Annotated in this window: 12 protein-coding genes; 2 read left to right on the top strand and 10 right to left on the bottom strand. The window is 41.1% G+C overall.

The features are described from left to right. Positions 1 to 234: 234 nt before the first annotated feature. Positions 235 to 1161 carry a manganese-dependent inorganic pyrophosphatase gene (locus H4683_RS10925; RefSeq protein ID WP_192598878.1) on the bottom strand — a complete coding sequence of 309 codons (927 nt, stop codon included), beginning with the start codon at positions 1159 to 1161 and terminating at the stop codon, positions 235 to 237. Positions 1162 to 1205: 44 nt separating this feature from the next. Beyond that, positions 1206 to 1649 (bottom strand): RrF2 family transcriptional regulator, encoded by a 444-nt coding sequence (locus tag H4683_RS10920; RefSeq protein ID WP_192598877.1) that lies wholly within the window; start codon positions 1647 to 1649, stop codon positions 1206 to 1208. A 161-nt stretch (positions 1650 to 1810) separates the two neighbouring features. Between H4683_RS10920 and hmpA the strand changes: the two genes are divergently transcribed. After that, on the top strand, positions 1811 to 2998 hold the full coding sequence (hmpA, locus tag H4683_RS10915) for an NO-inducible flavohemoprotein (protein WP_192598876.1): 1188 nt from the start codon (positions 1811 to 1813) through the stop codon (positions 2996 to 2998). Between the two features lie 35 nt (positions 2999 to 3033). On the opposite strand, the gene H4683_RS10910 is transcribed toward hmpA, so the two are convergent. From H4683_RS10910 to H4683_RS10875, 8 genes are all read right to left on the bottom strand, one after another. Further along, positions 3034 to 3834: an alpha/beta fold hydrolase gene (locus H4683_RS10910; protein ID WP_192598875.1), complete on the bottom strand. Its 801-nt coding sequence runs from the start codon at positions 3832 to 3834 to the stop codon at positions 3034 to 3036. 184 nt (positions 3835 to 4018) lie between these two features. Continuing rightward, entirely contained in the window at positions 4019 to 5074 is a 1056-nt protein-coding gene (locus H4683_RS10905; protein ID WP_192598874.1) for a YkvI family membrane protein, read from the bottom strand. Positions 5075 to 5206: 132 nt separating this feature from the next. Continuing rightward, positions 5207 to 5809: a DNA-3-methyladenine glycosylase gene (locus H4683_RS10900; RefSeq protein ID WP_225942038.1), complete on the bottom strand. Its 603-nt coding sequence runs from the start codon at positions 5807 to 5809 to the stop codon at positions 5207 to 5209. Between the two features lie 263 nt (positions 5810 to 6072). Further along, positions 6073 to 6597 (bottom strand): P-loop NTPase family protein, encoded by a 525-nt coding sequence (locus tag H4683_RS10895; protein WP_225942037.1) that lies wholly within the window; start codon positions 6595 to 6597, stop codon positions 6073 to 6075. Beyond that, a complete protein-coding gene (locus H4683_RS10890; RefSeq protein ID WP_192598871.1) occupies positions 6597 to 7244 on the bottom strand; it encodes a uracil-DNA glycosylase in 648 nt (215 codons plus the stop codon). The genes H4683_RS10895 and H4683_RS10890 overlap by 1 nt, the downstream gene beginning before the upstream one ends. A gap of 94 nt (positions 7245 to 7338) precedes the next feature. After that, positions 7339 to 8304, bottom strand: a complete 966-nt coding sequence (locus H4683_RS10885; protein WP_192598870.1) for a phosphotransferase enzyme family protein — start codon at positions 8302 to 8304, stop codon at positions 7339 to 7341. Positions 8305 to 8307: 3 nt separating this feature from the next. Further along, positions 8308 to 8649, bottom strand: coding sequence for a DUF6054 family protein (locus tag H4683_RS10880; RefSeq protein ID WP_192598869.1), 342 nt, complete (start codon positions 8647 to 8649; stop codon positions 8308 to 8310). 114 nt (positions 8650 to 8763) lie between these two features. Next, positions 8764 to 8934 carry a hypothetical protein gene (locus tag H4683_RS10875; protein ID WP_192598868.1) on the bottom strand — a complete coding sequence of 57 codons (171 nt, stop codon included), beginning with the start codon at positions 8932 to 8934 and terminating at the stop codon, positions 8764 to 8766. A 352-nt stretch (positions 8935 to 9286) separates the two neighbouring features. Between H4683_RS10875 and H4683_RS10870 the strand changes: the two genes are divergently transcribed. Then, complete coding sequence (locus H4683_RS10870; RefSeq protein WP_192598867.1) at positions 9287 to 10174, top strand: hypothetical protein; 888 nt, start codon at positions 9287 to 9289, stop codon at positions 10172 to 10174. The last annotated feature ends 25 nt before the right edge of the window (positions 10175 to 10199 follow it).

The raw sequence follows: 10199 nt of genomic DNA, 5'->3' as shown, positions 1-10199 counted from the left end.
CTAAGGGCAATCCGCTAAACTGTCATGGCTCGCGCGAACTGTCATGGCAATTCCCGAAACTCTAAGGGCAATCCGCTAAACTGTCATGGCTCGCGCGAACTGTCATGGCAATTCCCGAAACTCTAAGGGCAATCCGCTAAACTGTCATGGCTCGCGCGAACTGTCATGGCAATTCATAAACCCAAAAAGGCTACGCCATCAACTATGGCGCAGTCTTTTCTTCCCCTATTTAACTCACTTCAATGCGCTCGATAACACTGGAACAATCTGTTTCTTCCTTGAAACGACTCCATTTAATGTTGCTACATTGTTCACAAGCGTCACATTGAATGCAGCACTTGCTCGTTCCGCCTCTTTTCCGAGTACTAGAATAACTGAGTCACTGTTCAAAATGTCAGTTACGACGAATAGGAACAAGTCGAGTTCTTTTTCTGCAATCACACGGCGCATTAAATCCTCCAAGTCAACCTGACGATTCAACACATCATTGACGTCAATTGCATTTACTTGTGCAATTTCAATTTTCACGGCACCAATTGAAAACTCTTTCGCATCAAGTACAATGAGTTCTTCCAGCGTTTTATCGTTCAAATTCGCCCCCGCTTTCAACATCGCGAGACCATATTCTTGCGTATCCACACCCGCAATTACCGCCATTTCTTCCGCTGCTACACGATCTTCTTCTGTAAATGTCGGCGACTTGAACAGAAGAGAATCCGAAATTATAGCAGAAAGCATAAGTCCCGCAATATTTTTCGGTACTTCAACACCATTTTCCTTGTACAGTTTATTCAAAATTGTGGCTGTACAACCAACCGGTTCCGCACGGTAATAAAGCGGATAATTCGTTTCAAAGTTAGCAATCCGGTGATGATCCACAACTTCTAATACCTGAACGTCATCTAGATCATCCACACTTTGCTGCTTTTCGTTATGATCGACAAGAATTACTTTCGAAACCTCAGGCGCAGCTTTTTGAATCAATCGCGGCTCTTCAAAGCCAAAATAGTCAAGCGCATACGCAGTCTCGCCCGTTACCGTTCCAAGTCGTACCGCTTCTGCATCCATACCCAATTGCTTTTTAAGATACGCGTAGCTGATTGCCGCAGTGATTGAATCAGTATCAGGGTTTTTATGTCCAATTACAAATACTTTTCCCATGAAGAAAATCCTCCTACTCATCTCTATATTCATTATTCATTTTATCACAAAGGTCGCTCGAACAAAATCGAAGAAAGTTCATCTTTATTGACGATGAAATCTGCAATCGTATAGCTGTCGAGTACTGCTAAATACGCAACAAGCGCTTCATATAGCGCCCCTTTCAATTTACACACAGGGGAAAGTATGCAACTGTTCGTTCCCGAGTTAAAACATTCAACAAGTTGAAAATCATCTTCCGTCTTCCGAACAAGCTCCCCGATATTGATATTTTCTGGTTCAACTTTCAGACGAATTCCGCCGCCCCGCCCCCGGATTGTTTCGATAAGTCCCATCTTTCCAAGTTCATGAACGACTTTTGTTAAATGATTCTTTGATATATGGAACGTATCTGAAATTTCCTGAACTGTCGATATGGCTTCCGGTTCTTTTGCCCCAAGATAAATAAGAACGCGCAATGAAAAATCTGTATACATCGTCAAACGCATAATTTCACGCTCCTTACAAATCTAGTATAACGTTTGTGGCAATTACGTGAAAGAAATGTGACTAATTTTCTAATACCACTTAAACATGTATTTTTAATATATCTTTAAACCACTTCATCGTTTATGCTTAAGTTAACAAATACGAAAGGTTGTGCATTAACATGCTATCACAAAAAACAATCGATATTGTCAAATCAACAGTACCTGTATTGGAGCAACACGGAAGAACGATTACAACTGTGTTTTATAAAAATATGTTCGAGGCTCATCCTGAATTGCTAAATGTATTCAATCATGTCAATCAAGCACAAGGCCGCCAACAAAATGCCCTTGCAAATACGGTGTATGCTGCGGCTGCCAACATCGACAATCTAGGTGCCATTTTACCCGCAGTTGTCCAAATTGCACACAAACATAAATCACTCGGCATCACAGAAGACCAATATCCAATTGTCGGTTTCCATCTCCTCGGCGCCATCAAAGAAGTGCTTGGCGACGCAGCGACACCTGAAATCATCGGTGCATGGGGTGAAGCATATGGAGTCATTGCTGATGCTTTTATCGGCATTGAAAAAGAAATGTATGACAAAGCGGAGCAAGCTGATGGTGGATGGAGATCGTTCAAAGAATTCAAAATCACAGACAAAGTTGCTGAAAGCGACGTCATCACATCCTTCTATTTAAAACCTGTGGACGGCGATAAACTACACGCTTACAAACCGGGACAATACATTACAGTTCGCACACAAATCCCAGGTGAAGAATATACGTTGAACCGTCAATACAGCTTGTCACAAGCCGAAACTGGCGATGTTTACCGTATTTCCGTTAAACGAGAAGATGAAATTAACCCGAACGGTAAAGTTTCCGTATTCCTACATCGTGAAATGAACGTCGGCGACACCCTCGAAGTGAGTGTTCCCGCGGGCGATTTCTACTTGAATATGGAAAGTACGAACCCGGTCACATTGATCAGTGGCGGTGTAGGAATTACGCCGATGATGAGCATGTATGAAACAATCGCAAAAACATCACCTGAGCGCCCTGTTGCATTTTTACATTCAGCTCGCACACGGAAACACCAAGCATTCGACACTGTTTTAGAAAAGTTAAATGATTCACTGTCCAACTCAACATATGCAGTTCTCTATTCCGAAGAAGGCGACGGGTTCATCAACCGTGACTTCCTCAATGCAAATGTCTTAGAAGGCAGCGACATTTACGTCTGCGGACCAACAGCATTCATGCAAGTTATCATTAAAGATTTGTATGCGCTCGGAATTCCTGAAGAGAAAATCCATTTTGAATTCTTCGGTCCTGCTGTTCAGCTTGAACTTGCACATGCTTAAATAGGAACGCAAAATAGCCACCATAAAAAACGCCATCATCCAAATTGGACGATGGCGTTTTGTTGTTCTATTTTCGAGATATAATCGATTGACAATTTATTGAATTCATCTGGCTGGTCAATATTACAGACATGCCCGGAATCTTTTATTTTAACGAATTCAAATGCTTGATGGCGACGAACAACTTCCTCAATCGGTGGGATGAAAAGATAATCTTCATCTCCCATAAGAAATAATGTTGGTATTGCTGTCGTCGATGCCTGTAACCGCGACAAATAAGGATTGATAAGGCTTGTTAAGGAGAGCCATTTGATAAATTCTTTCTGACACATCTTCTTCGCCTCATTAACGAATACCAATCTCGATTCCTCATGTTTTTTAAGCGGCATAATGATATATGCAAATAGTCTATAAAGAGTCATGTACGGAATAAAAAGTTTAGTAGCCCGTCCAATCCACAGCAACATCTTTGTGCGGATATCAAAACGGATGATGGCTCCCCCAAGAATGAGCGATTTCACACGCTCGGGATAATTATCGGCGATTGTCTGTGCTACAATCGTACCGAGTGACATCCCAATAACATGTGTCTTCTCAATACCAATTTCATCGAGCACTTCGATAACTTCTTTAGAGACTTCTGCAAACGTATCCCCTTTTTCCCACATTCCGCGCTCCGATTTTCCATGCCCACGTAAATCGATCAGGAGAACGTTATGCCCTTTCCTGAATTCGCGGATTTGCTTGTACCAGACGGAAGAGCTGCCGCCAGCACCGTGTACGAAAGTCACCCATGGGGAAGTTGGGCTAAGTTCCTGAGTTCGATAATGAAGCAAGCTACTCATCCTTCCTTCTATTTCACTTATCTGAATTAAAACACTTCATTTAATTTGAAAACAATCTGTCAACTTCTGAATTATAACTATTATACCACTTTTCAACGCTATTTTGCCAGCCTTCTATGACTTTTAAAAAGAGCCGTCAGCAAAATTTATTTCATGACGGCCCGTCAGTGGATTTTTATAATTGAACTTTCTTTGGAAGCCTAAACGATGCGAAAATGAGCGCCGCAACAAGGAATAATCCTAGATAGCCAATGTATGGATAGAAATAAGCAACAAGGTCCTTAAAGCCTAGGAAGCTCAGGGCGAATCCAATCATAAGTGAGATGAAAACAAACACTTTGAAGTTTTTCGTTCCAATTACAACAAAACGTGCACCGAAACCATAGAACATACTAACTGCCGTATTAAAAATCATGCCATATAATATGAACGCCATGAAAATGGCTAGTATCGGTGAAATGTCATTGATAATCGCCAACATTGGCAAATCAGCATTCGCAACAGTTTCTATTTTCGCAAAGATTGCTAGATGACTCAATAAGATAAGAACCCCAAGGCCAAGACCTCCGACAAATCCGCCCCATTTCGCCGTATGCTCATCCTCCTCCGCGCCACCCATGACCAGTGACATTGAAGCACCCACCGCTATATTGAATGAAACGTAGTTAATAGCTGAGATAAACCAATTCGGCAACGGTGTTTTCACACCGCGTGCAATCGGATCTAACACGGCGAATGTAGTATCCATTGTCACTAAGCAATAAGTAGAAACGACGATGACAGCAAGAATAAGAAAGGGTGTGATGCTACCTATAACACCAACCACTTTATCAACATTAAGCATAATCGTAACCAGGACAAGAATAACCATCAGTAGACTGCCGGCATATGCTGGCAAACCGAATTGCTGATTTAAATTTGCACCCGCGCCTGCAATCATTACAACTCCAACACCAAATAACGTAAAAATAATTATATAATCGACGATAATCCCTAAATAACGGCCACTGATTTTATAAATCGCATCTTTATGCGAAGTGGTTCTCATTCGACTCCCTATTCTCGTCAATGACATTCCAAGATAAGCGAAAAGTACGGTAGAAACGATAGCACCCGCTATCCCAAGGAGACCGAAACTTGTAAAGTATTGTAGAACTTCCTTACCAGAAGCAAACCCCGCCCCGACGATAATCCCAATGAAAGCGCTTCCCATTTTGAGTATCTTCTTCATGATATCCCCCAATACAAATTTAATCCATTACAAACTTATCATGACTGCGAATCCATATCAAGGGGGCACTGCATCTTAGGTAACTCAATAAACGGTTCTACCATCAGCGGTATATCCGTTTATTCGTCCATTTCAGGCACGATATTTTGAAACATATGAATTATCTTTTTCAAAAAAGCGCCACGGGTAATAAACTGCCTCCTCCGAATTTCCAATCCCAACACGTGGCCCTTTCATAATTTCAACCGTTTCAGGTCCCTCAGCAATGAAAAGCGGCTTGTCAGTCCAATGCTGACCGTAATAATCCATCGTCACATCGAGTGCTTTGGATAATTTACCCGGGCCGTTCGTCCAATCCGTCATTTTCAATTTATTTCCACGGTTTTCCTTCATCTGTTCAAAGCCCTCCACAGGTTCTGCCGCACGGATCAGGACAGCATGCGGCGTTCCAATAGGTCCAGCCACAACATTCATTAGGGTATGTGTATGCATTTGATAGGTATAAACAGATCCCGCCGCTCCGAACATGATTTCAGTCCGTTTCGTCGGACGATTACTGAAGCTATGTGCCGCACGATCTTCAGGCCCATGATAGGCTTCGGTTTCAACAATACGGGCAACGAGTAATCCCTCCGTCTGCTCGTGGACGATATATTGTCCAACTAAATTTTCGGCAAGTTCCAGGACAGGTACATCAAAAAATGATTTCCTAATTGGCTTATACATCTCTTTCATCCTCCCCCTTTTACAACATTGTTCCCTTTATCTCTGGTGGACATCCAGTATACTCAAGAAAAATCATTGGATTGGACGGGATGTACATATGAAAAAACTACAAGCCTATTCGTTAAGTTCAAGATTATCTCAGTCAAGTTCATAAATTTATCCGTCAAGTTCATAAGTTTATCCGTCAAGTTCATAAGTTTATCCGTCAAGTTCACAAGTTTATTCACAAATCATGACCTTTCACCTATCTTCCAACTACTAATTCCATAGCTTTAAGAATCGTCAGGTGAACTCACCAACCAGTTTTCTACTTCACCTGGCGTTTTCAATACAACTACATCCGCTTTAGTTTCACGAAGCACGTCTAGCACACCCGGTCTCGCGTCTTTCGGATAACGCCAAATCCAACGGGCAAATTCCCTATCAATCTTTTCCGGACATCCCTCCGCCATATCTGGACGAGTCTGTCCCCGGTACATCCACACTCTCTTACAAATGCGAGATAGGCAAAGCCAATTGGGGAAATCGAGAAAGATGATCATATCCGCGCGCTGGGCCCTCATCTCAAGCGTCGAGTCAAAGTTCCCATCAATAATCCACTCAGGTCGCGCCAAAACATCTTTCATTTTCTCCCTAAAATCCAATTTCGGGGTCGGTACCCATCCTTCATTCCAAAATAAAGCGTCTAGGTGATGGAGGGGCAATCTCCATCGACTTGCAAGTTTCCGTGAAAGAGTCGACTTCCCCGCACCACTACACCCAATAATCAAAACCCTTTTATGCTGAGATTCAGTCATCATTTCATCTCCTTTAAAACACGTCCGATTTCCAACCAATCCGCTTCAAGTGACGGTCTATGAGAAGGCCGATAAAAGATGGATGCTGGATGAAATGTTGGTACAATTTTATAGTTCTCCGCCGTCCAATTGAGCGTTGCATCCTCTAATTCATTTAAGTATTGAATTGGGCGCTCCAGTAACTGCCCATGAAGTTCTGTCACTTTCGCCTCTTTTCCGAGCAGCCGTTGCAACCCGATGTTACCAAGTGTGACAATCAGTTTCGGCTTAACGTTCGCCAGTTCGTAATCGAGCAAGGGTGCATGAGCCAAGATTTCTTTTTGCGTTGGTGGTCGATTATATTTCCGTTCAATCTGCGTGCCATCGCGCTCTTTTTTCGTGCCCCATCTATATGGCCTGCTACGGACAGTGCTTGTGATGTAGACGTCTTCCCGCGTCAAACCAATCGTCGCAAGCGATTTCATCAGTTCCTTACCAGCCCGCCCGATGAACGGGATGCCATCAACAAGCTCGAATTCCCCAGGTGCTTCCCCAATCAGCATCAGTTCCGGAACTTTTGGCCCTTCTCCGTAGACGAACCCTTCCACTGGAAACCCTTCAATCCGTTTTTTACCAAGATCCGCAATCGATTCAGGTATACGGAACATCGGAGCACCCCTTTCGTTTCTTTTCATTCTACCCAAAGAAGCCTCTTCCATTAAAGGAAAGGCTTTATATAATGAACTACCGCAAATCCCATTACTACCGACACCGCCATTGCAGTATCTCAAATGCCTCTTTTATAAACCGCTGCGCATCTTTCCCCTCGCGCAACAACTGAACTATCTCCTCTACCCTGTCATAGCGAAATGCCCGGATTATCGCCAACAAATCGTCAAAGACAGCCGATTCAGCCTCTGTAAACGGACGTTCCTGCATATATGCATTCATGAAGATATAAAACCGCTCTACTTCAGTTTCAGCCCCTATATATGGATGATGCCAAGCCAAGAATACGCCCACCCCTATGCATTCATTCAGAAAAACTTCATCACCCGCAATGTTGTAATCATAAATGGAAGTAATTTTTCCATCCTGCGAAAACAGCATATTATATGGACAAAAATCACCTTGTATAGGACCCGATGGAAGCGTCTCCCATACAGTGCTCAACCTCTCACGCTTGACTAAATAGCTGTTCTTAATCAATTCAACCTCTACAGAAAGTTCACTCAATTTCTCCGCATCCTGCATGAATTTCTTAAAACTCAATTCATTCTCATCATAATCGCCCAGCGCATCGGTTTCATTCCCACCGAATATGCTCCAACTGGTTGCGGTACCAAAACATACATCTAGGGTCTCGGATACCGCATGTTGTTTACCTAGCATTTTCCCAATGTCATTTATATGAGAAAACCTGAGCCGTTCAACTTCCTCACCCACAGATTTCTTTTCTACTGTAAAAATAAAACCCGACGCTTCAACATATTGATGCCCATCTATCGTTTTTTCAAGACGGGTAAATGGAATGCCTTTCTCATTCATTGCTGTTACAAATGAAATAACTGTTTCTATGAATTCGTTCGTCTGTCGCTCACCTTTCAAAAAATAAACATTTTCGTCCACTTCAATCTTTGCGATAAGTCGCCCTTCATTTCTTAGGATACTTATATTTTTAGGAGTGATATCGCTAAATTCCCTAAAAATGTTATCGGCAATTTGCAACGGTCATTCCCTCCCTATCATATAAGACCCCAAAGCCTTCTCCACAACCCCAGCAAAATTTCTTCCCGCGCCCCAATCGATTGGCAAAACACCCTCCGAACCACCAGACCCCACTACATGTACCTTTGTCACATCTTCAACATTATCAATCGTCACCGTCAATGTTACACGACTTGCACGCATATAAAACTTCTCCATAATGAGAACGATAATTTCCTTATCGTCCAGTTTCCTCACATATGTATCGACGACTTTGCCAGTGACACTTCCCCCAACAATCGAACGCGTTATTATATCCTTCGCCACTGCTGGCGTAACCTTCACTCGAAATTCAAGAATTGACATATCCTCATCCCCTACCCTTTCTCTCTTCTACGATTGGATGAGCTTGGAAGTTTCATTATTCTATATGAACGCTAAAAGCCCCCTCAATCCTAGAATTGAAGGGGCTTGTGATTATCATTTTCTGGGAGGTAACGGATAATAACTGTTCTTCGAAACCTTTTCTCTTTTCATGACAATCCACGCAATCTTATCCAGTAGATTACCGCCGCCATTGAAATGACCCATTCGTTGTCTCATACGTCCCACTGAAGTTTCCATTTCTACATTCGGTTTGAGCATCTTCAATACATATCTCCCCTTTTCGATTGAATACTTCTTTCAACTTCAATCTTAATACAACAATATGAAGGGGCTATGGAGAGTATGTAATGATTTCGTAAATGGTCGCTATGATTCGCGTCACTAGTAGAGGATGGCAACCAATCAACTTGCAAAATATAAAAATCCAGTTTACGGTTAATAGAGATAAAATCTGTATGATAGTTATAGTTGTACAGATTAGTCTTTTTTAAGCAAGGCAGGGTTCCTTCTAAGCCCAAATCTGGTAACGGAAATTAAATTTGCAATAATCATGATTGATATTGAAGAAGTGAATGCTTATCTAAACAAAATTATTAATTAATAGGAGGGAAAAGTCATGAAAAAATCATTAATTGCTATGCTTTTTTCTGGGATTATTATTGTAGGTAGTATATTTATTTACAACACCAATTCCTTTAACAAAAACATAGCCATAAAAGAAGTCCAACTAAATAACGGTACTTATGGAATAGAAAAGTTTAAGCCTACCTATGAAAATATTATTAATGAAGGTTCAACAAATGTTGTACTCGGAGTAATCGAAGGAAAAGAAACATTAAATGATGAACGAGAAGTATTTAAGGTTGCTGTCCAGGAACAAGTTCTTGGTGAAACAACTAGTAAAGAAATTCTTGTATACACAAGCAATGACGAGTTGTTAGAAATGGGGGGGAAATATTTCCTACTTCTATCAGAAAATAGTTCTACATTGTACGACAAAGACTTTTATGTTCAAAACGGAGAATTTGTCATTAAAATAGTAGAGGATGGTAGTCTAGTAAGGTTAATTGATGTATTCGAGAAGAAATATGAATCTCCGTTTATTGATGATAAATACAATAATGTTAACGAGTTGATTGCATACACGAAAGAAAATTTCAGTAAGAATAATACTGTACAAACCAAAGCTTTAACTAGCTTAAAATCAAACAAAAAGTTAGTTAATAAAGCGGATCATATTATTGAAATAAGAGTTCTAAATTTGACTGAAGCAAAAAATGGTCTTGCGATAGTTGACTATGAAATTATCGAAAAACATAAAAATGGTAATTTAGATAATGTACACAAATTATTATTACCTAAAAAAGCAATCACTACAGGTGAAGAATATCTTATGTTCTTAGACGAACTCGAAGATGGCGGTGTAACTTTAACAACTAGAGAAAATAGCATTATTGTTAAAAGTAGTAATATGTATCATGAATTAATTAATGATATTGAGTAACTTTTTTGTAAAACCTGTATCCTCC

The sequence above is a fragment of the Sporosarcina limicola genome (genome assembly GCF_014873855.1).
Taxonomy (GTDB): Bacteria; Bacillota; Bacilli; order Bacillales_A; family Planococcaceae; genus Sporosarcina; species Sporosarcina limicola.
Note: the sequence above shows the minus strand (reverse complement) of the source record. Positions and strands in the feature narration are given on the sequence as shown.

Coding starts and splice junctions, on each gene's coding strand:
- H4683_RS10900 (WP_225942038.1), bottom strand. CDS start 5,809: ATGAAAGAGATGTATAAGCCAATTAGGAAATCATTTTTTGATGTACCT.
- H4683_RS10870 (WP_192598867.1), top strand. CDS start 9,287: ATGAAAAAATCATTAATTGCTATGCTTTTTTCTGGGATTATTATTGTA.
- H4683_RS10880 (WP_192598869.1), bottom strand. CDS start 8,649: ATGTCAATTCTTGAATTTCGAGTGAAGGTTACGCCAGCAGTGGCGAAG.
- hmpA (WP_192598876.1), top strand. CDS start 1,811: ATGCTATCACAAAAAACAATCGATATTGTCAAATCAACAGTACCTGTA.
- H4683_RS10925 (WP_192598878.1), bottom strand. CDS start 1,161: ATGGGAAAAGTATTTGTAATTGGACATAAAAACCCTGATACTGATTCA.
- H4683_RS10905 (WP_192598874.1), bottom strand. CDS start 5,074: ATGAAGAAGATACTCAAAATGGGAAGCGCTTTCATTGGGATTATCGTC.
- H4683_RS10920 (WP_192598877.1), bottom strand. CDS start 1,649: ATGCGTTTGACGATGTATACAGATTTTTCATTGCGCGTTCTTATTTAT.
- H4683_RS10890 (WP_192598871.1), bottom strand. CDS start 7,244: ATGTTCCGTATACCTGAATCGATTGCGGATCTTGGTAAAAAACGGATT.
- H4683_RS10895 (WP_225942037.1), bottom strand. CDS start 6,597: ATGACTGAATCTCAGCATAAAAGGGTTTTGATTATTGGGTGTAGTGGT.